We start from the raw sequence: 22,467 nt of genomic DNA, 5'->3' as shown, positions 1-22,467 counted from the left end.
CCCGAATGAGCGCCGATCCCCATATCGCTGGCCTGACTGGCCCCATCGTCCACGATGAGATCGTGCCCGCACGCGCGCCCTGGCTGCACCATATCGCCGCCGGGCAGACGCTGCGCATCGTCGATCTGGAGGGCAACCAGGCCGTCGATTTCCTGCTCTATGCGACCGCCGACGATGCCGAACGCTATAGCGCGCAGGATACCGTCGCGGCGCAGGGCAACCTGTTCCTGCGTGAGGGCACCGTGCTGCGATCGAACGAGGGGCGCGCGATGATGACGATCACCGCCAGCGCGGTCGATTATCACGACACGATCGGCGGCGCGTGCTCGTGCGAATCCAATACCTTGCGATACGGTCATCATACCAAGTCCGAACATGCCTGTGTCGAGAATTTCCTCGAGGCGAACCTGCTCGAAGGGCGCGGCAAGCGCGATATCGTGTCGAACATCAACTTCTTCATGAACGTGCCGGTCGAGGCCGACGGCTCGCTGGGCATTGTCGACGGGATCAGCGCGCCGGGCCTGACGGTCGATCTGCGCGCCGAGATGGACGTGACCGTGGTCGTCTCCAACTGCCCGCAGATCAACAATCCCTGCAACGGCTTCAACCCCACGCCCGTGCGCATGATCGTCACCGCATGAGCTACGACACCGTTCTCATCGCCAATCGCGGCGCGATCGCCACGCGCATCATCCGCACGCTGCGCAAGATGGGGCTGCGCTCGGTCGCGGTCTATTCGGAGGCCGACGAGGATTCGCTGCATGTCGCGCTGGCCGACGAGGCGGTGTGCATCGGCCCGGCGCGGGCGAGCGAGAGCTATCTGAACGTCCCCGCGATCCTCGAGGCGGCCCGCTCCACCGGAGCAGGGGCGATCCACCCAGGCTATGGTTTCCTCGCCGAAAATGCCGAATTTGCTGAGGCCTGCGCGGCGGCAGGCATCGTGTTCATCGGCCCCGATCCCGACAATATCCGCACCTTCGGGCTGAAGCACAGCGCGCGCGCGCTGGCTGCCGCGCATGACGTTCCACTCGCGCCGGGCACCGATCTGCTCACCGACGAGGCCGAGGCGGTCGCGGCAGCCGAGCGCATCGGCTTTCCCGTCATGCTCAAGGCGACGGCCGGCGGCGGCGGCATCGGCATGCGCGTGTGCGAGACGGCCGAGGACGTGCGCGAGGGCTTCGCCACCGTGGCGCGGCTCGGCCAGGGCAATTTCGGCGATTCCGGGGTGTTCCTCGAACGCTTCATCCGCCGCGCCCGGCATATCGAGGTGCAGATCTTCGGCGATGGCCAGGGGCGCGTCGTGGCGCTGGGCGAACGCGATTGTTCACTGCAGCGCCGCAACCAGAAGGTGGTCGAGGAAGCGCCTGCACCGCTGCTGCCCGATGCGATCCGCGCCGAGCTTTACGCCGCAGCGATCCGGCTGGGCGAGGCGGCGCGCTATCGGTCTGCCGGGACGGTCGAATTTCTCTACGATGCCGAGCGCAAGGAATTCTTTTTCCTGGAAATGAACACCCGGCTTCAGGTCGAACATGGCGTGACCGAAGAGGTGTTCGGCATCGATCTGGTCGAATGGATGGTGCGCGGCGGGCAGGGCGATTTCGCCTTTCTCGACAGCGCGCCGACCGCGCCTCAGGGCCATTCGGTGCAGGTGCGCCTCTATGCCGAGGATCCGGCGCAGGATTATCGCCCGACCTCGGGCACGCTGACCTCGGTGCGCTTCCCCGAGGACATCCGCACCGAAACCTGGGTGATGGCGGGCAGCACGGTGAGCAGCTGGTACGACCCGATGCTCGCCAAGCTGATCGTGCATGCCGAGACGCGCGAACTCGCGGTCGCCGCGATGCAGGCGGCGCTCGACCAAGCGCGCGTCGACGGCATCGAGAGCAATCTGCGCTGGCTGCGCGAGGTGGTGCGCGCGCCCGCCTTCGTCACCGGCGAGGTCTCGACCCGCGCGCTCGAAAGCGTGGTCTATCAGCCGCAGAGCATCCAGGTGGTGAGCGGCGGCACCGCGACCACGGTGCAGGACTGGCCGGGGCGTCAGAAGCTCTGGGCGGTCGGCGTGCCGCCTTCGGGGCCGATGGACGACCAGTCGTTCCGGCTGGGCAACCGGCTGCTCGGCAATCCCGAAGGCACGTCCGGGTTGGAACTGACGCTGACCGGGCCGACGCTGCTGTTCAACGCGCCCGCGCGCATCTGCCTGATGGGCGCGGATTTCGGCGCGACGCTCGATGGCGCTCCGGTGGCGCGCGGTATGCCGGTCGAGGTCGCGGCAGGCCAGACGCTGAGCCTCGGCCGCGCGACCGGTGGAGGGCTGCGCGGTTATATCCTGTTCGCGGGCGGGCTCGACATCGCGCCGTATCTCGGCAGCACCAGCACGTTCGAGCTCGGCCAGTTCGGCGGGCATGCCGCGCGGCGGCTGCTCGCGGGCGATACGCTGCATCTCGCGCATGGCGAGACGACCACGCCGCTATCGCAGGTCGCCTTGCCCGAGATCGGCAGCGAATGGACGCTGCGGGTTCTCTATGGTCCGCATGGCGCACCGGATTTCTTCACGCCGGGCGATATCGACACGCTGATCACCGCCGACTGGCAGGTGCATTACAATTCGAACCGCACCGGCGTGCGTCTGGTCGGCCCCAAGCCGCAATGGGCGCGCAAGGATGGTGGCGAGGCGGGGCTGCACCCGTCGAACATCCACGACAACCCCTATGCGATCGGCGCGGTCGATTTTACCGGCGACATGCCGATCATCCTGGGGCCGGACGGGCCCTCGCTCGGCGGGTTCGTCTGCCCGTTCGTGGTGATCGCGGCGGACCGGTGGAAGATTGGCCAGCTCGCGCCCGGCGACAAATTGCGCTTCGTCCCCGTCAACGCCCATGATGCCTTCGCGGCGGACAGCCTGCAGCGGCGGCTGGTCGCGACCGGCGAAGGGCATATGCAAAGCCCCGCGCGCCCGATCGAGACGCTCTCGCCGATCCTGGGCATCATCTCCGAAGGACCCAGTCGCCCGCGCACCGTCTATCGCCAGCAGGGCGATCGCAACATCCTGGTCGAATATGGTCCGATCGTGCTCGATATCGAGCTGCGCATCCGCGTGCAGGCGCTGCTCACCGAGCTCGAGCGGATGGCACTGCCCGGCGTGATCGACATCGTCCCCGGCATCCGGTCGCTGCAATTCCATTTCGACGGCAGCACGATGACCCAGAGCGCCGCGCTCGCGGCGCTGATGGCGGCGGAGGAGCGGCTGGGCGATCTGGAGGATTTCACCATCCCCTCGCGCATCGTCCACCTGCCGCTGAGCTGGCGTGACCCGGCGACGATCGAGACGATCGAGAAGTATATGGGCACGGTGCGCGACGATGCGCCCTGGTGCCCGGACAATATCGAGTTCATCCGCCGCATCAACGGCCTGCACGACGCCGCGGCGGTCGAGAATCTGATCTTCGAGACCAACTATCTCGTGCTCGGCCTGGGCGATGTCTATCTCGGCGCGCCGGTCGCGACCCCGGTCGACCCGCGTCACCGGCTGGTGACCACCAAGTACAATCCGGCGCGCACCTGGACCCCGCCCAATGTCGTCGGCATCGGCGGTGCCTATATGTGCATCTACGGCATGGAGGGGCCGGGCGGATACCAGCTGTTCGGGCGGACGATCCAGGTGTGGAACACCTATCGCCAGACCGGGGCGTTTACCGAGGGCAAGCCCTGGCTGCTGCGCTTTTTCGACCAGATCCGCTTCTATCCGGTGAGCGCCGAGGAACTGGCCGAATGGCGGCGCGATTTCCCCAGCGGCAGGCGATCGATCCGCATCGAGCCCTCCGAATTCCGCCTCGCCGATTATCGCGCGTTCCTCGCCGACAATGCCGAGTCCATCGCCGCCTATGAGGCCAATCGCCAGGCCGCGTTCGATGCCGAGCGCGCTGAATGGCAGCGGCGGGGCGAGTTCGACCGGGTCGATCCGGCGGACATTCCAGTTGCCGAGAGCGCGGCGGTCGAGGTGCCCGAGGGGGCGGACCTGATCGAGACGCCGTTTGGCGGCAGCGTCTGGAAGATGCTGGTCAATGTCGGCGACGAGGTCGCGGCGGGCGATGCCATCGCGATCATCGAGGCGATGAAGATGGAATGCCGCGTCGACAGCCCCGGCGCGGGCACGGTGGCGGCGCTCTATGCGAAGGAGCGGCAATCGGTGCAGCCTGGCGAGCCGATCCTGGCGCTGACGAGGCACGGATGAGCGCGCCGTTTCGCCTGAGCGCTGCGGGCATCGCGGCGGCGGTCCAGAGCGGGCAGAGTAGTGCGGTGGCTCAGGCCGAGGCTGCGCTCGAACGGATCGCGGCGTACGACGCGGTGCAGCCGCAGATCTGGATCAGCCGCGCCTCGCCCGAAGCGCTGCTGGAGACTGCGCGCGCGATCGACGCGCGTGTTGCAGCGGGCGAGCATCTGCCGCTGGCGGGGGTGCCGTTCGCGGTGAAGGACAATATCGATGTTGCGGGTTTCCAGACCACCGCGGCATGCCCCGCCTTTGCCTATGCGCCCGAAGCCTCAGCCAGCGTGGTCGAGAAGCTGCTCGCGGCGGGAGCGCTGTGCGTCGGCAAGACCAATCTCGACCAGTTCGCTACCGGCCTCAACGGCACGCGCAGCCCCTATGGCGCGCCGCGCAACGCGCACAATCTCGCCTATGTCAGCGGCGGGTCGAGCTCGGGATCGGCGAGTGCGGTGGCGGCGGGGCTGGTCGCCTTTGCGCTCGGCACCGATACCGCCGGCTCGGGCCGCGTGCCCGCCGCGTTCCAGCATCTGATCGGGTTCAAGCCGAGCAAGGGCCGCTGGAGCAACCGCGGGCTGGTGCCGGCGTGCCGCTCGATCGACTGCATCACCGTGTTCTCCGACGATACCGCCGATGCGCGGCTGATCGATACCATCGTCGCGGGCTTTGACGCGGCTGACGCCTGGTCGCGCCCGCTCGCCGATCTGCCGCGCGGCCATCGCACCATCGGCGTGCCGCGCCGCGACCAGCGGATGTTCTTCGGCGATGGCGAGGCGGAATATCTGTACGACAAGGCGTTGGAGGTGCTCGCGGGCCTCGGCACGATCGTCGAGATCGATTACGCGCCGCTGCAGGAGGCCGCGCAGCTGCTCTATGGCGGGCCGTGGGTGGCCGAACGCACCGCCGCCTTGGCCGATCTGCTCGCCAGCAACCCTGACGCCATCGACCCGACCGTGCTCGAGATCGTCTCCGCCGGGCTCGAGACAAAAGCGGTCGATCTGTTCAACGGCATCTACCGGCTCGCCGAGCTGAAACGCCATGCCGACCAGCTCTGGGACGGCATCGACGTGATGGCCTTCCCGACCGCCGGCACCACCTATCGCGTGGCCGAGATGCTCGCCGCGCCGATCGCGCTCAACAGCGTGCTGGGCTTCTACACCAATTTCGTCAACCTGCTCGACATGGCCGCGCTCGCCGTGCCCGCTGGTGCGCGGCACAACGGCACCGGCTTCGGCATCACGCTGATCGGTCCGGCGCACACCGACCGGGCGCTGCTCGACATCGCGGACGCCTATCTTGCGGCCGCCGCGCTTCCTTCTCCACCCCCGCTCGATCTGGAGGGCAAAATGCAGACCGTGAAACTTGCCGTTGTCGGCGCGCACCTGAAGGACATGCCGCTGCACTGGCAGCTCACATCGCGCGACGCGAAATTCGTCGGCGCGTTCGAGACTGCGCCGGAATACCGGCTCTATGCCATCGCCAATTCGGTGCCGCCCAAGCCGGCTTTGGTGCATACGGGCGAGGGGGCGGCGATCGCGGTCGAGGTGTACGAACTGGGCGTCGCCGAGTTCGGCAGCTTCACCGTCGAGGTGCCGCCGCCGCTGGCGATTGGCACGGTGACCTTGTCGGACGGGACCAGCGTCAAGGGCTTCGTCGCCGAGCCGCGCGCGCTCGATGGCGCGGAGGACATCACGCATCTCGGCGGCTGGCGCGCCTATATCGCGCAGATGGCCTGAGCCGATTTCAACAGCAAGGGGACGATCATGACCAGGTTCCGCAAGACTGCCGCCGCGATGGCCACAGGATTATCCGCATTGATCGTCACCCCGGCCTCGGCCGAGCAGGTGATCGACGTGCCGGGCTTTGCCGATTTCCTCGCGGTCGAAGGGGACAGCGTCTGGGCGACCAATGCCGGCCGGGTCGAGCGCTGGTCGCGTGAGGGCAAGCAGGCGGCGGTCGCCATGGCGCGGCCCTGTGGCGCGATGGCGATCCATGCGGGCAGCCTCTGGGTCGCCGATTGCAAGGAGAACGCGGTCGTCCGCATCGACACTGCCAAGGCGGAAAAGGTCGCCACCATCGCTACCGGCATCGCCAACCCCAAGGGCGAGCTGAACGTGGTCGCGGGCGCGGGATCGATCTGGGTGGCGAGCGACAACAAGGGCCTGGTCTCGCGCATCGATCCGGCGACAAACGCCGTCATCGCGACGATCGCGGTGACGCCGGGCACGCATTATCTCGTCTTCGGCTTCGATGCGCTCTGGGCGATCAGCAGCGAGGGCAAGACCGTGCAGCGGATCGACCCTGCCACCAATGCGGTGACCAAGACCACGGCCATGGGCAATTCGCCAGCCTTTTCGGCCGCGGGCGAGGGCGCGGTCTGGGTACAGGAACAGGGCGACGGCACGGTGGCGCGCATCGACCCTGCCACCGGCGAGGTGACCGGGCGGGTCAAGGTCGGCAAGGAACTGAAATGGGGCGATATCGATACCGGCGCGGGTATGGTCTGGCTGCGCACCACCGAGGACCAGACGTTCGTCGCGATCGACCCCAAAGGGCTGACTGTAGTCGCGCGGCTGGGCAAGGCAGAAGGCAGCGGTGCGCTGCGCTATGCCGGCGATGGCCTTTGGACCTCGGCGCATGACGTGCACACGCTGACCTGGTGGCCGCAGCCGATCTTCACGCCGGCAAAATGACCTGTCCGCGACCGGGCGCCCCTGTTGGAGGTTGGGCCGGTCGCGGCTCAGGGCAACAGTATCAGCGCAGCGAGGCGAGCTTTACGCCCGATGCGGTGCTGGCGCGCGCGAGGCGCTGTTCGATCTGCGCGCGGACATCGGCGGCAACCGATGCGCGGCATTCCTGCGTCTTGGCTTCTGCTGCCAGATGCACGCCCGACAGGCGATCACCGCAGACCGTGCGGGCAGCCTGATCGACGCGGCTGGCAAGACGCTGCTGGCCGTCGGCGGTCGACAGGTCGAGATCTGCGAGGTTGAGGATCGCCTTGTCCTTGGCGAAGGGATTGGTGGCGGTTTCGTTCGCGGCGGCACCGGTGGCCGTCAGGGCAAACGCGACGGTGGCGAGCGCCACGAGCCGGGTCTTCATGGGTTTTCTCCTGCGTCAGACAATTGCAGCTCTGCGGCCGCTGGCGACCGCTATAGCCGCGCGGGAGAAAACTTTCAATATATAACCCGGTTTTGTACTTTTATTACTCAGACTTGGCGCCGTTATTACTTGACCGAGACGACCAGCATGGCGAGATCACCGCGCGTGCCCAGCAGGCCTATCGGCAACTGGGCGCTATGCTCTTCATTTGCCACGGAAAGCTGGATGCTGCGGGCATAGGGCGCGGACCAGTGCCGGACCTTTGCGACCGGGACCCGCGCCGTCCAGCGATGCCGACCGTTGACCGCGATCTCATGCCCATTGAGCAGGACCGGTGCGGCGCTGTCATCGCGATGGCCGGTGATTCTGAGGCAGCTTTCCGCGCCGCATTCGACCACGCGCAGCTTCGGCGCATGTCCGGGCTGAGCCTGGGCCGGGGAGACGATGCCGAGCGCGGCCAACGCCAGGGCGGCAGATACGAGCAGGCGGGACATAGGCAGAGAGCTCCCGGTCATGTGGCGGAAATGCCGTGCTGTTCGAAGAAGCGCGATACCGGCGCCAGCACATCGGCATGGCGCTTCCAGCGCGCGACGGAATCGCTGTAGATCGGACGGCGCACCTGCGCGGCGCTGGGGGTGGAAACCGGCGCGGCATTGGTGTGGAAGGATAGGCAATCGTCCGACCAGTCGAGCCCGGTATGGTCAAGCAGGCGGCGCGTCTGGCCGACCTGGTCGGCGATCAGTTCCTCGTACTGCACTTCCAGCACGCGGCCCGGAAGCTGCTCGGCCCAGAAGCGCATCAGCCGGTCGAACCGGGCATAATAGGCTGCGATGTCGAGCAGGTCGTAGCTGTAATCGTAATAGCGCGAGCTGACCGCGAACAGGTTGCGGAAGTTGCTCAGCACCGTGTCCATAGGGTGGCGGCGCAGGCAGATGATCCGTGCATTGGGCAAAGCGCGCGCGATGAAGCCGACATATTGGAAGTTGCCGGGAAACTTGTCGATGAAGCGCTTCGCCGGATCGCGCCGATGATGCTGCGCACGCTCGAGATAGTCGCGGCCGATCGCGGCCATGTCCGCGCGGGTCGCGAGCGCTACGGTTTCGGGATCGAGCACGTTGCGGCTGCGCGTGCCCGCACCGCGCTTCACTGCCAGCGGCATCGCCTGCAACTCGCCCGCGCTCTCCACCTCAGGGTGCGAGGACAGGATGCGATCAACCAGCGTGGTGCCGGTGCGCGGCATGCCGATGATGAAGATCGGCGCATCGCCATCGTCGCGGGCGGGCGGAGCGGCCTTCAGATCGGTCCAGCTCGCCTCGATCGCATCGAAATTGGCCGCATCGCGCGAGAAATCGTAATCGAGCGCATGCCGGTGCTCGCCATTGGCCTCGCACAATATGTCGAGCGCGCGTTCGGGCTCGCCGATGTCCTCGAGCTCCTTGGCGAGCGCATAGCCGAGCAGCAGCCGGTCGCGCCCTTCGCGCGCCCGCGAATAGGTCTGGCCGAGCCGGGCGACATGGTTTGCTTGCGCGCTCTGCTTGCGCAGGCTGGCGAGCAGATGGTGCGCGCGGGCATGGTCACCCGCCATCCCGATCAGCGCCTCGAGCGCGGCCTCGGCCTCGTCGATGCGGCCGAGGAAATTGAGTGTGACGGCGAGGTTGTAGCGATATTCGCTGTTATACGGCTGCAGCCGCACCGCCTCGCGGAAATGTCCGAGCGCGGCGGAATGATTGCCCAGGCGCGCATAGACGCAGCCCATGGTGTCACGGCTCAGCGCGTCGGCGGGAAGCGCGGTTTCGGCCTGTTCGAGCACGAACGCCGCATCGCCCTCGCGCCGGACCATCGCATAGAGCTTGGCGAGCTGCGCGCGATATTCGCCCTGCGGGTCAAGCGCGACCGCGCGCTCGAGGCTCGCGATGCCTGGAGCGATCTGCCCTGCATCGGCGAGCGTCACGCCGAGCAGAAAATGTCCCTCGGCATCGCGCGGATTGTCATGGATAAGCGAGGCCGCCAGCCTGTGCGTCGCCTGCAGGTCGCCCTGGCCCAGCGCCTCGCGCGCCGCGTCGATCCGCCGGGCGCGCAGGTCGATCATGCCGCCGCTTCGCTCCCGCCGCTATCGCTTCGCCGGGCCTTCCAGCGGTCGATCAGCGGCACAAAGGGGAAGATCGTCTGTTCCCAGATGGTGAGCCGCTTGCGGTCGTCCTGGCCGACCAGCACGCCTTCACCCTCCTTGTAGGTGCCGAAGATGCGGTCGAGCAGGATGAGCGAGTTGCCATAGTTGCAGCGAGTCGCCTCGTAATCGGTCGAATGATGCAGGCTGTGGTGGCGGATGGTGGTGAAGACAAACGAATACCAGATTGGCGGGTCGGCCTTCACATTGGCATGCGCGAAGGTCGAGACGACGTTGAGCACGTTGAGCCCGGCGAACAGCGCGGTCAGATCGAAATCGAAAAATGCAAGGACGCTCAGGCTGATCAGGAACAGCTCGATCGGATTGCCGACATAGCCCTTGGCTGCATTGAGCTGGGTGATGTGATGATGCGGCGCATGCGTCAGCCAGAAGGGCGTCACATTGTGCATCAGCCGGTGCATCCAGTACTGGCCGAATTCGAGGATCACGACGACCATGATCACCTGCACCAGCCACGGCACCTGGGCCATCCAGGCGGTGCTGATGCCCAGCCAGTCCTTGAGCGCGAGCAGCGGGTCTTCGGCCAGCGTCTTGCTCAGCCAGGCGATGACGGTCGAGCTGAGCACGACATAGAACAGGTCGGTGCGGAATTCCTGCCAGTTCATCCGCCAGCCCGCATGCCGCTCGTGCACGAATTCGAGCAGCAACACGGTGAGCGTGATCAGCGACGAGGTGACGATCAGCATCCACGGAATACTCGTCACCGGCTTGGGCGCATAGGCCCAGAACAGCACGACCAGCGCCACCATTGCAGGCGGAACGAGGTTGAACAGTCTGTCCTTCAAGGAAATCGTCATTGCGCAGCTCCGAAACTGGCCAGAAGTCTGCGCTGCACCGCATCATGTCGGGAGAGGCAAAAATGCGATGAAAGTCATAGGCTGTATCTATGCCTCGCGCATCGCGCGCACGCGGCGGAACACCTCGTCCCAGAAAAGCTGCGTCGCGGTATCGCGCGCCGGATCGGTGCGCGCGAGCAGATAGATGTCATAGGCAGGCTCGATGTCCGCATAGAGCATCGGCCAGAGCCGTCCCTTTGCCACATCCTCTTCCGCTGCAGGCACAGGGAGAAAGCCGATGCCGACGCCCAGCCGCACCAGCCGCTGCGCCTCGTTGATGTCCTCGGCCAGCCCGCTGACCTTGGTGCCCAGGCCGTTGCGGCGGCGCAGATTGGTGATGAGCTCGATCTCGTCGTCGCCGGTCAGCACGAAATGCTCGTCGCGCAGATCGGTGAGCCGGCTGTAACGATGGCCGTAATGCGGGCTGGAGCGCGCGCAATAGAGCTGCTGGCGCTCGACCAGCAGCGGCTCGTACATCAGCCCACCGCGCACCGCGCTGTCATAGCTCACCCCGATCTCTACTTCGCCCTGTTCAAGCGCGTCGAGCACCTGCCGCCAGGGCGACACCCGGATCTCGATATGGATATCGGGGTTGCGGCGGTGGAAGCTGGCGATCGCCTCGTCGAATTCGGGCGAGATCAGGCCCGAGACGATCTGGATGCGGACAAAGCCCTCGACCCGCTTGGTCGCCTGGGCGATCTGATGCGGCATCATCCGCGCCGATTCGAGCATGTCCTCGCACAACGCCATCATCGCCTTGCCTGCGGGCGTCATCTCCACCCCGGTCGCGGTGCGTATCAGCAGCACGGTGCCGACATGATCCTCCAGCCGCTTCAGGGCGGCGCTGATGCTGGGCTGCTGGCGGTTGAGCTTGCGCGCCGCCGCACCGATCCCGCCCGCGCGCACGATATCGACAAAGGTACGCAGCAGGTTCCAGTCCACCCGGCTGGCGAACTTGCGGTCAATCAGCGGTTCCCGATCGGGCATGTGGCAATCCCCTTGTGAGCCCGGATCATAGACCAGATTGATGCCGTTTGCGCAATATGCTCGTCCAAGGCTATGGCCCGGTTCGGCGAGAAGTGTCAGAAAATATAGACAGTTTGTCGCAGACACGAGGTCGGCAAGCGTCTAGCATTGTCGGCAGGGCTGGTGGGCCAGCGATCCGGGGCAGGGCATGACGGCATTTTCGATCTACAAGTTTGCGCATGTGCTGGGCGTCATCCTGCTGCTGGGCAACATCACGGTGACCGCAGTGTGGAAGGTGTTTGCCGACCGTACGCGCAACGCCTCGATCATCGGCTTCGGCCAGCGCATGGTCACCGGCACCGATTTCGGGCTGACGGTGCCAGGCATCGTGCTGACGATCATCGGTGGTTATGGCGCGATGTACGAGGCGCGTTACGATTTCCCGGGGCCCGCCTGGCTGTTGTGGAGCCAGATCAGCTTCGTTGCGGCCGGGGTGATCTGGCTCGGCATTCTCATCCCCATCCAGGTGCGTCAGGCGCGCATGGCGCGGGCATTCGAACATGCGGGCGATGTGCCCGAAGCCTATCGCACGCTGGCACGGCGCTGGCTGTTCTGGGGGCTGGTCGCCACCGTGCCGCTGGTCGCTGCGCTCTATTTCATGCTCGACAAACCTGGCTAATATGCCTCCGGGGCACAGGGCCCGGGGAGATTTGCCGATGCCTTTGAAGCAGGGCCAGGATCTGCGGCAATTGGTCGGGTATCAGTTGCAGCGGGCAAGCCTGATCGCCGAGCGGGATGCGCGCCGGGCGCTGGAACCCTTCGGCCTGTCTCCGGCCAAGATGACGGCATTGCTGCTGATCCGCGACAATCCCGGTTGCGATCAGACGGCGCTCGGCCACGCGCTCGGCATCAACCGGTCGAGCGCCATGCGGCAGGTGAATATCCTTGAGGAGCGCGGCCTGATCGAGCGCCGCCCAGGGCGCGATGCGCGCACCAATGCCCTCCATCTGACGGCCAGCGGCGAAGAGCAGATGGCTACGATGCTGGCCGCGATCAACGCGGCGGACAGGGCGCTGGTCGAGACGCTGACCGGCGAAGAGGCCGCGCTGCTGGGCGCGATGCTCGAAAGGATCGCGAGGCCAAGCCCACGCCCGCGGCCGCGCAGGGCCCTTCCGGACGCCTGACCTGTCGCGACGCGCGAGCTTGCGTTTTCGATTGCGCAGATTGTACGCTTGGCATACAATTTATGCCGATGTCGAGCGTGGGAAAATGAGAAGGGGTGATAGCATGTCCGAAGATCAGGTCGTTTCGGTCCGCGTCGAGGATCGCATCGCCTGGGTGAAATTCGCCCGGCCCGAAAAGCGCAATGCGATGAATCCCGCGCTCAACCGGCAAATGATGGAGGTGCTCGACGATCTCGAATATCGCGACGATGTCGGCGTGCTGGTGCTGGGCGGCGAGGGCAACAGCTGGTCCGCCGGCATGGACCTGAAGGAATATTTCCGCGAGACCGAGGCGCAGGGGCTGCGCGGCGTGCGCAAGTCGCAGCGCGAGAGCTATGGCTGGTTCCGCCGCCTGCGCTGGTTCCACAAGCCGACCATCGCGATGGTCAACGGCTGGTGCTTCGGTGGCGGCTTCGGCCCGTTGTTCGCGTGCGATCTGGCGATCTGCGCGGACGAGGCGCAATTCGGCCTGTCGGAGATCAACTGGGGCATTTTGCCGGGCGGCGGGGTGACCAAGGTGGTGGTCGATCTCCTGCCGATGCGCGACGCGATGTGGCTGACGCTCACCGGCGAGCTGATCGACGGCAAGCAGGCGAGCGCGATGCGGCTGGTCAACGAGAGCGTGCCGCTCGACCGGCTCGAGGCGCGCACCACCGAGGTGGCGAACCTGCTGCTCAAGAAGAACCCGGTCGCGCTGAAGTTCGCGAAGGATGCGGTCCGCCGGGTCGGAGTGATGACCTATGACGAGGCTGAGGACTATCTGGTCCGCATGCAGGAAGCAGCCAATTTCCACGACAAGACCGACGGGCGCAAGGAAGGCATCCGCCAGTTCATCGACGAAAAGAGCTACAAGCCGGGGCTTGGGCCCTATGACCTCGACAAGGCGGCGGGCAAGCCCGGGCAAGGCTGATGCGCAGGCCCTGAAAGGGTCCGCAACGTCGGGGCGGCCGTTGTCGCCCTGCGCATTCGTGCAAGGCTACTTCTGGCGCCGCGAGAGTGGCAGCTGCTTCTGTGAGAGCGCGAGCCGCTAAGCGTCGGATGGCGTCAAACAGACTTAGAATTTTCTTATGGGCAAGCAGCAAATCTGATTAGAGCCGCCAGGGTCTATCTGCAATGTTCTCTCACATAGCATTTCCGGACGAGAAATGCACCATGGGGAGAATGCCATGAGCCTGATTCGCAAGATCCGCATCCGCGCCGCGACCAGCACTGCTTTGGGGTTGGTCGCGCTTTTCGCTCCGCCGCAAGCAGCATGGGCTCAAGCCACCAGCCCGGACAGCCAGACGGGGGCGGACAGTTCGCAACCGCAGGAAATCATCGTCAGCGCCCGCCGCCGCGAGGAATCGCTGCAGGAAACGCCGGTGGCCGTCACCGTGTTCAGCGGAGAGGCGCTCGAGGATCGGCAGATCACCCAGACGCAGGATCTGGAGCGCTTCACCCCCAGCCTGCAGTTTAAGCCCGCCGGGCAGCTTTCGGGCAACAGCGCGGCAGCGGTGGTGTTCATCCGCGGCATTGGCCAGCTCGATCCGACCGCGGCGGTCGATCCGGGCGTCGGCGTCTATATCGACGATGTCTATGTCGGCCGCTCGGTCGGCGGCACGATCGAGCTCGGTGATATTGCAAGCGTGCAGGTGTTGCGCGGTCCGCAGGGCACATTGTTCGGTCGCAACACCATTGGCGGTGCGATCCTGGTCAACACGCGCGAGCCCGATTTCGACGGTTTCTCGGGGCGCAGCCGCCTTCGCACCGGCGAAGACAATCTCATAGAAGGCTCGACCGCGCTCAACCTGCCGATCGCCAGCAACCTCGCCGCGCGTGTTTCGGGCGGGTTCCGCAGCCGCGACGGCTATGTCCGGCGCGAATTCGATGGATTGAGGTTGGGCAACGACAATGTCTACACGCTCAACGCATCGCTCAAATGGGAGGCATCGCCGAGCTTCACCCTGTTGCTGCGCGGCGACTATACCGAACGCAACGAGAATGGCGCGCCCTTTGTCTTTGCCGGGATCAACGAGCAGGCCCCGGTTCCGGCCATCGCCAGTGTCGGTGCCGGTTGTCCCGGTGCGACCATTCCCTTCGCGCCGCTGACGCCCGGAAACCCGCGCTTCGGCGCGCCCAATGTGCCGCTGATCAACGACCCGCGTTGCGCGAATGATTTCTACAACCGTGGTCCCTTCACCAATGGAGGCACCGCGCCGGTGCAAAGCACGTCCAAGGTCTGGGGTCTTTCTGCCACGGCGAGCCTGGAGCTGTCCGAAGCGCTCACGGTCAAGAGCATCACGGCCTATCGCGATACCGATTCGCGCGGTATTCGCGACGCCGACAACACCCCGTTCGTGATCCTGACCACCGATGTCGGCGCGCAGTCGAAGCAGTTCAGCCAGGAGGTCCAGCTCCAGCTCGATGCCGGCCCGGTCAACGGCATTCTCGGCGCCTATTATTTCGACGAGGACACCAACGAGCGCGCCTCGGTGCCGATTTCGTTCCCGCCTTCGCCGCCGGTGATCGCTTCGATCCTCGCCGGCGGACCGGGAAGCCGCGATCTGCAGCTGTCCGATCTCGAGACCAAGTCCTTCGCGGTGTTCGGCGAGCTCAGCTGGGAGGTGGCAAGCGGCCTCGAGCTGACCGGGGGGCTGCGCTTTACCGAGGATCGCAAGACCTATCAGGGCACGGTGCTCAACCTGTTCCCTTCGACCCGGCCCGATCCCAACCCGCTGCCGACACTGGCCATACCGCAGGGCGGTCCGCTGTTCATCTTCCCGACCCCCAATCGCGAGACCTTCTCGGCGCTGACCGGCTCGGCGAGCGTGCGCTACCAGGTTTCCGACTGGCTGAGCACCTATGTCTCCTATGCGCGCAGCTTCAAGTCGGGCGGCTTCAATACCCGGTACAACGCCGCACCGGCGGGCAATGTGCCGATCCCGTTCGATGAGGAAACGGTCGACAGCTACGAGCTCGGCGCGAAGATGGACTTCGGTGCGCTTCGCCTGAACCTCGCGGCCTTCCAGGCGGATTACCAGGATATCCAGCTGATATTCCGCGCCGGGCCCGTGCCGCTGCTGTTCAACGCCGGCAAGGCGCGCATTCGCGAGTTCGAGGCCGAAGCCTCGTATCGCGCCGGCGGCTTCGTGTTCGATGCGTCGGTGAGCCTGCTCGACGACGACATCCTGTCGATCACCGCCATCCCGGGTGCGACCGCCACCGTGCTGCCCGGCGACGACCTGCCGCTGACGCCCTCGTTCCAGGGCAGTTTCGGGATCGCTTATGATTTCCAGCTGACCGATGCGATGAAGCTGACGCCGCGCTTCGACGGATCGTACACCTCGTCGCTGGTGTTCATCACCGGCAGCGTACCGGAGATCGAGCAGGACGGCTATTTCGTTGGCAATGCGTCGCTGACGCTGTCGCACGAGGATGGGTGGAAGCTGCAGGGCGGCCTTACCAACCTGTTCGACGAGCGATACCTGATCCAGGGCAATGCATCGCTGGCGACGCTGGGCTATGCCGAGCGCATCTTCGCCCGGCCGCGGCAATGGTTCCTGCAAGCGAGCTTCGAATTCTGATGCCGGACGGCTGTTCGGGCACAACAAGCTACGGCCAGATTTAGATTTTTCTTATGTGATGCGGCTGGGTGGCGTGTCAGCGCGATACCAGCCGCAGCTGCGCTAGAAAGGCGGCCTGCACCCTGGTCGGGCGCCAGCCGCTGCGGGTGGTAATGCCGATCGTTCGGCTCAATTCGGCGGGGACTTCACCAATGATCGCGAGCAATCCGGTGGAAAGCTCCAGCCCGACCTGGTCGGGGGACAGCATGGCGAGAAAGTCGCTGCTGGCCAGGATATGGCGGATGGCGATCACCGATCCGCACTCGATCGGAACGCGGGGCAATTCCAGCCCCGCATTCTCGAACATCGCGCGCCAGCGGGCATGCAGCGGGGTGCCCTGGGGCGAGGCGATCCACGGATATTCGGCAAACCGCGCCAGGCTGGCCTCGCCGCCGGCCAGCGGATGATCGCTGCGCCCGATGATCGCCGGTCGGTCAAGAAACAGCGGCTGCTGCTCCAGATCCTCTCCGGGGGGCGGATCGCGCAAGGCGCCGACGATGACATCCAGATCGCCGTCGCGCAGCGGCTCGATCAGATCGGCGAACGCGCCTTCGGTCACCAGGATGCGCGCTTCGGGATGCTGGGCATGAAAGGCCGCCACCGCTTCGGGCAGAATCCGCGCGCGAGAAAGCGGCATCGCACCGACCGCAATCCTGCCGACCTCGCGTCCCTTCAGCGTCTCGACCTCGGCCAGACCCGCGCGCAACTCGGCGCGGGCGAGACGGAAGGCACGCACCGTCCGGCGACCGCTTTCGGTGAACGCGATGCCCTTGCCGCGACGTTCCACCATCGATCGCTTGAGCACGATGGAAAGATCGGCCAGCGCCCGGTGCAGCGCGGGCTGCGACAGGCCGGTGATCGCGCTGGCGCGGGCATAGCTGCCGCCCTCGGCCAGGGTCAGCAGCGCGCGCATCTGCGCCATCGTAACCAGCGGGCTGCCGATATGGTCGAGCGCACGCTCGATGCGCGGGGCCAGCAAAGCCGCAGCTTCGGTCGGCTGCATGCCCTCGGGCAGCCGGTGGAACAGCGCGATACCGAGCTGCGCTTCCAGCTTCGACAGGCCCTGGGTGACCGCGGGCTGCGAGATGTTCACCTGGCTCGCGGCAGCAGACAGGCTGCCGAGCCGTGCGATCGCCGCCACCGATCGCAGATGGCGCAGGTTGAGGCTCTCCATCATGCAGCTTGGCCCCTATCGCGACGACGGGTGGATGGCGTGCCGCACGGCCTGCTGCGCCTAGCCGTGCTTGCGGATCAGCCGCAGCCCGTCGAGCAGGGCTGCAACCTGGCGATCCTCGAACAGCACCTGGAACCGCTGCTCGTGGGTGTCGATCGCCTTGCGCGCGTCCCGGGCCATGGTTTCGCCAGCAGGCGAGAGGAACAACGCCTGCGATCGGCCATCGACCGGCGCGCGATAGATCAGATCGCGTTTGAACAGCCCTGCGATCAGCGGCACCATGTTGGCGCGCTTGATCGCGAGCAACCGCCCCACGTCGCTCTGCGTGCAGCCGGGGGACGATTCGATCACCAGCAGGATCGACGCCTCGACCGGGCGCAGCCCCGTCTCGCGCAGCGCCGCAGCCAGGTCCGCCATCATGACGCTCGACGCGCGGCGCAGCTGGTAGCCCAGCAGGGCATCGAGCGGATCATGCAGTGCGGCGGGCGGATCATTCTTGGCCATAAGCGGCTTTACCCCGATTGCATCGCTTGGCCAATATTGATATGCGACATATCAATCAACGAGAGGATGGTTCCGATGTTCAAGACGGATTTGCTGATCGGTGGAAAGGCAATCGAGGCCGCTGACCGGTTCGACCGGATCAACCCGTTGACGGGCGATGTGGCCACGCGCGCGGCAGCCGCAACGGTGGACGATGCGGCTGCGGCGGCGGATGAAGCCGCGGCGGCGCTGTCCGGCTGGGCGGCTCTCGGCCCGGGTGCTCGTCGCGCGGCGCTGACCCGCGCAGCCGACGCGATGGTCGCGCGCCAGGCCGATTTCATCGCCGCGATGCAGGCCGAGACCGGCGCGACGGCCGCCTGGGCCGGGTTCAACCATATGCTTGCGGTCAATATGGTGCGCGAAGCGGCGGCGATGACGACGCAGATCGGCGGCGAGGTGATCCCGTCCGACAAGCCCGGTTGCATCGCGATGGCGGTGCGCGAGCCGGTGGGCGTGGTACTGGGCATCGCGCCGTGGAATGCGCCGATCATCCTGGGCGTGCGCGCCATCGCCATGCCGCTCGCCTGTGGCAATACGGTCGTGCTCAAGGCATCGGAGCAATGCCCGGAGACACACGCGCTGATCGTGCGCTGCTTTGTCGATGCCGGGCTGGGCGATGGCGTCGTCAACCTGGTCACCAATGCGCCGCAGGATGCGGGCGAGGTGGTCGGTGCGCTGATCGACCATCCGGCAGTGCGCCGGATCAATTTCACCGGATCGACGGCGGTCGGACGCATCATCGCCAAGCGTGCTGCCGAGCATCTCAAGCCCTGTCTGCTCGAGCTGGGCGGCAAGGCACCGCTGCTGGTGCTCGACGATGCCGATCTTGACGAGGCGGTGAAGGCCGCGGCGTTCGGCGCGTTCATGAACCAGGGGCAGATTTGCATGTCGACCGAGCGGATCATCGTGGTCGACGCAGTGGCCGACGCCTTTGTCGAGAAGTTCGCCGCCAAGGTGGCGACGCTTGGTGTCGGCGATCCGCGCGAGGGCAAGGCGGCGCTGGGCGCGGTGATCGATCGCAAGACCGTGGACCATGTCGATACGCTGGTGAACGACGCGCTGAATGCCGGCGGCGTGCTGGTGAGCGGCGGTGCGTCCGAAGGCGTGCTGATGCCTGCGCATGTGGTCGATCGGGTTACTCCGGACATGCGCCTGTTCCGCGAAGAAAGCTTTGGCCCGGTCGTCGCTGTCATCCGTGCGCGTGACGAGGCCGATGCGATCGCACTTGCCAATGATACCGAATACGGCCTGTCCGCCTCGGTGTTCACCCGCGACATCGCGCGGGGGCTCAAGGTTGCGAAGGCGATCAAGTCGGGCATCTGCCATGTCAACGGCCCCACGGTGCACGACGAGGCGCAGATGCCCTTCGGCGGGGTCAAGGCCTCGGGCTATGGCCGGTTCGGCGGCAAGGCCGGTATCGATGCCTTTACCGAGCTTCGCTGGATCACGGTCGAGACCGAGCCCGGTCATTACCCCATCTGAGCGATAACCACGAATTTCAGGACGACATTTCCAGGAAAGGCTGCGAACCGATGACCGAACGTACCGAAGCAGAAACCGTCGCCTACACGGTGACCGACCGCATCGCATGGGTGAAGTTCAATCGCCCCGAAAAGCGCAATTGCATGAGCCCCAGACTCAACCGCCAGATGGGCCGGGTGCTGGACGAGCTGGAATTTCGCGAGGATGTCGGCGTCGTCGTACTCACCGGAGAGGGCACCAGCTGGTCGGCGGGCATGGATCTCAAGGAATATTTCCGCGAGACCGAGGCGCAGGGACTGGGCGCGACGCGGCAGGCGCAGCGCGAAGCCTATGGCTGGTGGCGGCGGCTGCGCTGGTACCAGAAGCCGACGATCGCGATGGTCAACGGCTGGTGCTTCGGCGGCGGCTATGGCCCGCTCTTCGGCTGCGACCTGGCCTTTGCAGCGGACGAGGCAACATTCGGCCTGTCCGAGATCAACTGGGGCATCCTTCCCGGCGGCGGGGCCTCGAAGGTCGCGACCGAGCTGATGCCGTTCCGCAAGGCGATGTACCACGCGATGATGGGCGAGAATATCGACGGCAAGACCGCAGCCGAATGGGGCTTGGTCAACGAATCGCTGCCGCTCGCCCAACTGAAGGAGCGCGTGGAGCAGGTGGCCAAGGTGCTGCTGGAGAAGAACCCGGTCGCGCTCAAGGCGACCAAGGATGCCATCCGCCGCGTGCGCGAGATGACCTATGACAATGCCGAGGATTTCCTGATCCGCGCGCAGGAGGCCGCGAACAGCTTCGACAATGATGGCCGCAAGGAAGGCATCAAGCAGTTCATCGACGACAAGACCTACAAGCCGGGTCTTGGCGCCTATGACGTGAACAAGCAGCCCGCCTGAAACCCGGAGCGCCGAGCCGATGATCGATCTGGAAACCTCGCCTGTGGCCGTATCGTCGCAGCGTGACCTTCGCCGCCTGCTGTCGCCCCGGTCGGTGGTGGTGGTTGGCGCGTCGGACAAGCCCGGCGCGCTCGGCGCGTCGGTCGTGTCCAATCTCGACCGCAACGGGTTTGCGGGCCCGGTTTACCTGATCAATCCCAAACGCAGCGAGATCGCAGGCCGGGCGTGCCTGGCCTCGATCGACGACCTGCCGCTGGATGTCGATGTCGCGGTGCTCGCGATCCCGCGTGCGGGCGTGCTCGATGCGGTCCGCGCGCTGGCGGCGCGGCGGTGCGGGGCTGCGATCATCTTTTCCGCCGGGTTTGCGGAAGGGGGCGAGCAGGGGCTGGCCGACCAGCGCGAGCTGGCGAGGATCGCGGAGGCAGCCGGCATGGTGATCGAAGGCCCCAATTGCCTTGGCCTGGTCAACTATGCCGATCGCATTCCCCTGACCTTTGTAGAGACGCTGGTGCCGTCCCCTGGCCCGGGGGGCGGCATCGGCATCGTGTCGCAATCGGGCGCGATGGCGGCGGTGCTGGCGACGACCTTCCTGTCGCGCGCGATGAACGTGACGCTGTCGGTGTCGACCGGCAACGAGGCAGGCTCGGGCGTCGAGGATTATGTCGAGCATCTGATCGCCGATCCGGCGACGCGGGTGATCGCGATGATCGTTGAGCAGTTCCGCCAGCCGCAGCGCTTCCTTGCGGCGGCACGGTCGGCGCGCGCGGCAGGCAAGCCGATCGTGCTGCTGCACCCGGGCAAGTCGAGCGCGGCGCGCGAGAGTGCGGCGACGCATACCGGCGCGATGGCGGGCGACTATGCGCTGATGCGCGCGATGGTCGAACGCGCGGGCGTGGTCTTTGCCGAGACGCTAGAAGAGCTGGGCGACATTGCCGAGATCGCCTCGCGCTGCCCGGCGCTGCCGAGCGGCGGCTTGGCGGTGGTTGGCGAATCCGGTGCCTTCAAGGCGCTGACGCTCGACCTGTGCGAGGAACTGGGGCTTGACCTGCCGGTGCTGACCGATGCGAACGCGCCGACGGTGCGCGCAGCGATGCCCGATTTCGTCGCGGTCAGCAATCCGCTCGACATCACTGCGCAAGGGTTGGTCGAACCGGCCATCTATGCGCGGCTGGTCACCGCGCTGCAGGAAGACGATCGCTTCGGCTGCATCGTCACGGGCATTATCCAGACCGACGCGACGACGATCGGCATAAAGCTGCCGCCGCTGCTGGGTGCGGTGGAAGGCGGGGATCGCGCCAAGCCGGTGATCTATGCCAGTCTCGACGAGGGCACCGTGCTGCCGCCGGACATTCTGGACCGCCTGCGCGTTGCCGGCGTGCCGGTCTTCCCCAGCACCGAGCGCGCCTTTCGGGCGATCGCACGCTTGGCAGCGCTGGGCCAGCGCGACCTGACCGGGCGCACGCCCGATCCGTTGCCGCTTGACCTGCCGACCTGGCGCGGGGCCATCCCCGAATATCGGGCCAAGATCCTGCTCGAACCTGCCGGCATTTCGTTCCCGCAGGGCGGCTTTGCCACGACCCGCGAAGAGGCGGCTCAGGTCGCCGCGCGCATCGGCTATCCGGTGGTCATCAAGGCACAGGCGGCGGCGCTCGGGCACAAGAGCGATGCCGGAGGCGTGATCCTCAACCTGGTTGACGAGGCCGCTCTGCTGTCCGCCTGGGACAGGCTCTACGCGAATGTCGCAGCTTATGATGCCAGCCTGGCGCTCGATGGCGTGCTGGTCGAGGCGATGGGCAAGCGCGGGCTGGAGCTGATCGTCGGGGCGAAGCGCGATCCGCAATGGGGGCCGGTGGTGCTGGTCGGCTTTGGCGGGGTGACGGCGGAATTGCAGCACGATGCCCGGCTGATCACGCCCGACATGACCGAGGCGGCGATCATCGCCGAACTGGGCAGGCTGAAAAGCGCTGCGCTGCTCCACGGTTATCGCGGTTCGCCCGCGCTCGATGTCGCAGCAGTCGCCCGGCTGGCGATCCGGATGATCGACGTGATGGTCGGCACGCCCGAAATCGCCGAGGTCGATCTCAACCCGGTGATCGTCTATCCGCAAGGCGAGGGCCTCGTCGCGCTCGATGCATTGATCTACACGCATTGAGCGGCCCACCGGTCTGCAGAACCGGGGGCAGGCGATGACGCAAGGGAGAGGAAC

The 22,467-nt window shown here is 66.1% G+C and carries 18 protein-coding genes; 11 read left to right on the top strand and 7 right to left on the bottom strand.

From position 1 onward, the window contains the following. The first annotated feature begins 5 nt into the window (after positions 1–5). Genes AX735_RS01435 through AX735_RS01420 form a run of 4 tightly spaced genes read left to right on the top strand, consistent with a single transcriptional unit; the run spans position 6 to position 6,954 of the window. Positions 6–641 carry an urea amidolyase associated protein UAAP2 gene (locus AX735_RS01435; protein WP_066274461.1) on the top strand — a complete coding sequence of 212 codons (636 nt, stop codon included), beginning with the start codon at positions 6–8 and terminating at the stop codon, positions 639–641. Beyond that, positions 638–4,231 carry an urea carboxylase gene (gene uca, locus AX735_RS01430; RefSeq protein WP_066274458.1) on the top strand — a complete coding sequence of 1,198 codons (3,594 nt, stop codon included), beginning with the start codon at positions 638–640 and terminating at the stop codon, positions 4,229–4,231. The genes AX735_RS01435 and uca overlap by 4 nt, the downstream gene beginning before the upstream one ends. Next, a complete protein-coding gene (gene atzF / locus AX735_RS01425; RefSeq protein WP_066274456.1) occupies positions 4,228–5,997 on the top strand; it encodes an allophanate hydrolase in 1,770 nt (589 codons plus the stop codon). The genes uca and atzF overlap by 4 nt, the downstream gene beginning before the upstream one ends. 27 nt (positions 5,998–6,024) lie before the next feature. Next, positions 6,025–6,954, top strand: coding sequence for a Vgb family protein (locus AX735_RS01420; protein WP_066274455.1), 930 nt, complete (start codon positions 6,025–6,027; stop codon positions 6,952–6,954). Positions 6,955–7,015: 61 nt separating this feature from the next. Here the strand turns inward: AX735_RS01420 and AX735_RS01415 are convergent, their stop codons facing one another. The 5 genes from AX735_RS01415 to AX735_RS01395 all read right to left on the bottom strand — a co-directional run bounded on the left by AX735_RS01415 (position 7,016) and on the right by AX735_RS01395 (position 11,371). Continuing rightward, positions 7,016–7,360 (bottom strand): UrcA family protein, encoded by a 345-nt coding sequence (locus tag AX735_RS01415; protein WP_066274453.1) that lies wholly within the window; start codon positions 7,358–7,360, stop codon positions 7,016–7,018. 125 nt (positions 7,361–7,485) lie between these two features. Beyond that, the gene (locus AX735_RS01410; RefSeq protein ID WP_066274451.1) at positions 7,486–7,854 is read right to left on the bottom strand and encodes a hypothetical protein; all 369 of its coding nucleotides are present in this window, start codon (positions 7,852–7,854) and stop codon (positions 7,486–7,488) included. Positions 7,855–7,871: 17 nt separating this feature from the next. Then, on the bottom strand, positions 7,872–9,449 hold the full coding sequence (locus tag AX735_RS01405; RefSeq protein WP_066274450.1) for a tetratricopeptide repeat-containing sulfotransferase family protein: 1,578 nt from the start codon (positions 9,447–9,449) through the stop codon (positions 7,872–7,874). Next, complete coding sequence (locus AX735_RS01400; RefSeq protein ID WP_066274448.1) at positions 9,446–10,345, bottom strand: sterol desaturase family protein; 900 nt, start codon at positions 10,343–10,345, stop codon at positions 9,446–9,448. The genes AX735_RS01405 and AX735_RS01400 overlap by 4 nt, the downstream gene beginning before the upstream one ends. 87 nt (positions 10,346–10,432) lie before the next feature. Then, entirely contained in the window at positions 10,433–11,371 is a 939-nt protein-coding gene (locus AX735_RS01395; protein WP_023838703.1) for a LysR family transcriptional regulator, read from the bottom strand. 187 nt (positions 11,372–11,558) lie between these two features. Here AX735_RS01395 and AX735_RS01390 point away from each other — a divergent pair, with 187 nt between their 5' ends. From AX735_RS01390 to AX735_RS01375, 4 genes are all read left to right on the top strand, one after another. Next, positions 11,559–12,029, top strand: coding sequence for a DUF2269 family protein (locus AX735_RS01390; RefSeq protein WP_066274447.1), 471 nt, complete (start codon positions 11,559–11,561; stop codon positions 12,027–12,029). Between the two features lie 37 nt (positions 12,030–12,066). Continuing rightward, a complete protein-coding gene (locus AX735_RS01385) occupies positions 12,067–12,534 on the top strand; it encodes a MarR family transcriptional regulator (RefSeq protein WP_171007753.1) in 468 nt (155 codons plus the stop codon). Between the two features lie 103 nt (positions 12,535–12,637). Then, a complete protein-coding gene (locus AX735_RS01380; RefSeq protein ID WP_066274445.1) occupies positions 12,638–13,483 on the top strand; it encodes a p-hydroxycinnamoyl CoA hydratase/lyase in 846 nt (281 codons plus the stop codon). A gap of 256 nt (positions 13,484–13,739) precedes the next feature. Next, positions 13,740–16,136 (top strand): TonB-dependent receptor, encoded by a 2,397-nt coding sequence (locus AX735_RS01375; RefSeq protein WP_066274442.1) that lies wholly within the window; start codon positions 13,740–13,742, stop codon positions 16,134–16,136. Between the two features lie 76 nt (positions 16,137–16,212). Here AX735_RS01375 and AX735_RS01370 read toward each other — a convergent pair whose 3' ends face one another. Further along, the gene (locus AX735_RS01370) at positions 16,213–17,352 is read right to left on the bottom strand and encodes a LysR family transcriptional regulator (RefSeq protein ID WP_446471763.1); all 1,140 of its coding nucleotides are present in this window, start codon (positions 17,350–17,352) and stop codon (positions 16,213–16,215) included. Positions 17,353–17,409: 57 nt separating this feature from the next. Further along, positions 17,410–17,853, bottom strand: a complete 444-nt coding sequence (locus AX735_RS01365; RefSeq protein WP_066274434.1) for a MarR family winged helix-turn-helix transcriptional regulator — start codon at positions 17,851–17,853, stop codon at positions 17,410–17,412. 75 nt (positions 17,854–17,928) lie between these two features. Here AX735_RS01365 and AX735_RS01360 point away from each other — a divergent pair, with 75 nt between their 5' ends. The 3 genes from AX735_RS01360 to AX735_RS01350 are packed head-to-tail and all read left to right on the top strand — an operon-like array spanning position 17,929 to position 22,413. Next, on the top strand, positions 17,929–19,374 hold the full coding sequence (locus AX735_RS01360; RefSeq protein WP_066274431.1) for an aldehyde dehydrogenase: 1,446 nt from the start codon (positions 17,929–17,931) through the stop codon (positions 19,372–19,374). A 50-nt stretch (positions 19,375–19,424) separates the two neighbouring features. Beyond that, positions 19,425–20,261 (top strand): p-hydroxycinnamoyl CoA hydratase/lyase, encoded by an 837-nt coding sequence (locus AX735_RS01355; RefSeq protein WP_066274429.1) that lies wholly within the window; start codon positions 19,425–19,427, stop codon positions 20,259–20,261. Positions 20,262–20,280: 19 nt separating this feature from the next. Further along, positions 20,281–22,413, top strand: a complete 2,133-nt coding sequence (locus AX735_RS01350; RefSeq protein ID WP_171007752.1) for an acetate--CoA ligase family protein — start codon at positions 20,281–20,283, stop codon at positions 22,411–22,413. The last annotated feature ends 54 nt before the right edge of the window (positions 22,414–22,467 follow it).

The organism is Blastomonas sp. CCH1-A6, from assembly GCF_001556365.1.
In the GTDB taxonomy this organism is placed as follows: domain Bacteria; phylum Pseudomonadota; class Alphaproteobacteria; order Sphingomonadales; family Sphingomonadaceae; genus Blastomonas; species Blastomonas ursincola.
This window is presented reverse-complemented; position numbering and strand designations above follow the sequence as displayed.

Excerpts from the sequence above, each read along its gene's own strand:
- AX735_RS01435 (WP_066274461.1), top strand. The coding sequence starts at position 6 with ATGAGCGCCGATCCCCATATCGCTGGCCTGACTGGCCCCATCGTCCAC.
- uca (WP_066274458.1), top strand. The coding sequence starts at position 638 with ATGAGCTACGACACCGTTCTCATCGCCAATCGCGGCGCGATCGCCACG.
- atzF (WP_066274456.1), top strand. The coding sequence starts at position 4,228 with ATGAGCGCGCCGTTTCGCCTGAGCGCTGCGGGCATCGCGGCGGCGGTC.
- AX735_RS01420 (WP_066274455.1), top strand. The coding sequence starts at position 6,025 with ATGACCAGGTTCCGCAAGACTGCCGCCGCGATGGCCACAGGATTATCC.
- AX735_RS01415 (WP_066274453.1), bottom strand. The coding sequence starts at position 7,360 with ATGAAGACCCGGCTCGTGGCGCTCGCCACCGTCGCGTTTGCCCTGACG.
- AX735_RS01410 (WP_066274451.1), bottom strand. The coding sequence starts at position 7,854 with ATGTCCCGCCTGCTCGTATCTGCCGCCCTGGCGTTGGCCGCGCTCGGC.
- AX735_RS01405 (WP_066274450.1), bottom strand. The coding sequence starts at position 9,449 with ATGATCGACCTGCGCGCCCGGCGGATCGACGCGGCGCGCGAGGCGCTG.
- AX735_RS01400 (WP_066274448.1), bottom strand. The coding sequence starts at position 10,345 with ATGACGATTTCCTTGAAGGACAGACTGTTCAACCTCGTTCCGCCTGCA.
- AX735_RS01395 (WP_023838703.1), bottom strand. The coding sequence starts at position 11,371 with ATGCCCGATCGGGAACCGCTGATTGACCGCAAGTTCGCCAGCCGGGTG.
- AX735_RS01390 (WP_066274447.1), top strand. The coding sequence starts at position 11,559 with ATGACGGCATTTTCGATCTACAAGTTTGCGCATGTGCTGGGCGTCATC.
- AX735_RS01385 (WP_171007753.1), top strand. The coding sequence starts at position 12,067 with ATGCCTTTGAAGCAGGGCCAGGATCTGCGGCAATTGGTCGGGTATCAG.
- AX735_RS01380 (WP_066274445.1), top strand. The coding sequence starts at position 12,638 with ATGTCCGAAGATCAGGTCGTTTCGGTCCGCGTCGAGGATCGCATCGCC.
- AX735_RS01375 (WP_066274442.1), top strand. The coding sequence starts at position 13,740 with ATGAGCCTGATTCGCAAGATCCGCATCCGCGCCGCGACCAGCACTGCT.
- AX735_RS01370 (WP_446471763.1), bottom strand. The coding sequence starts at position 17,352 with ATGATGGAGAGCCTCAACCTGCGCCATCTGCGATCGGTGGCGGCGATC.
- AX735_RS01365 (WP_066274434.1), bottom strand. The coding sequence starts at position 17,853 with ATGGCCAAGAATGATCCGCCCGCCGCACTGCATGATCCGCTCGATGCC.
- AX735_RS01360 (WP_066274431.1), top strand. The coding sequence starts at position 17,929 with ATGTTCAAGACGGATTTGCTGATCGGTGGAAAGGCAATCGAGGCCGCT.
- AX735_RS01355 (WP_066274429.1), top strand. The coding sequence starts at position 19,425 with ATGACCGAACGTACCGAAGCAGAAACCGTCGCCTACACGGTGACCGAC.
- AX735_RS01350 (WP_171007752.1), top strand. The coding sequence starts at position 20,281 with ATGATCGATCTGGAAACCTCGCCTGTGGCCGTATCGTCGCAGCGTGAC.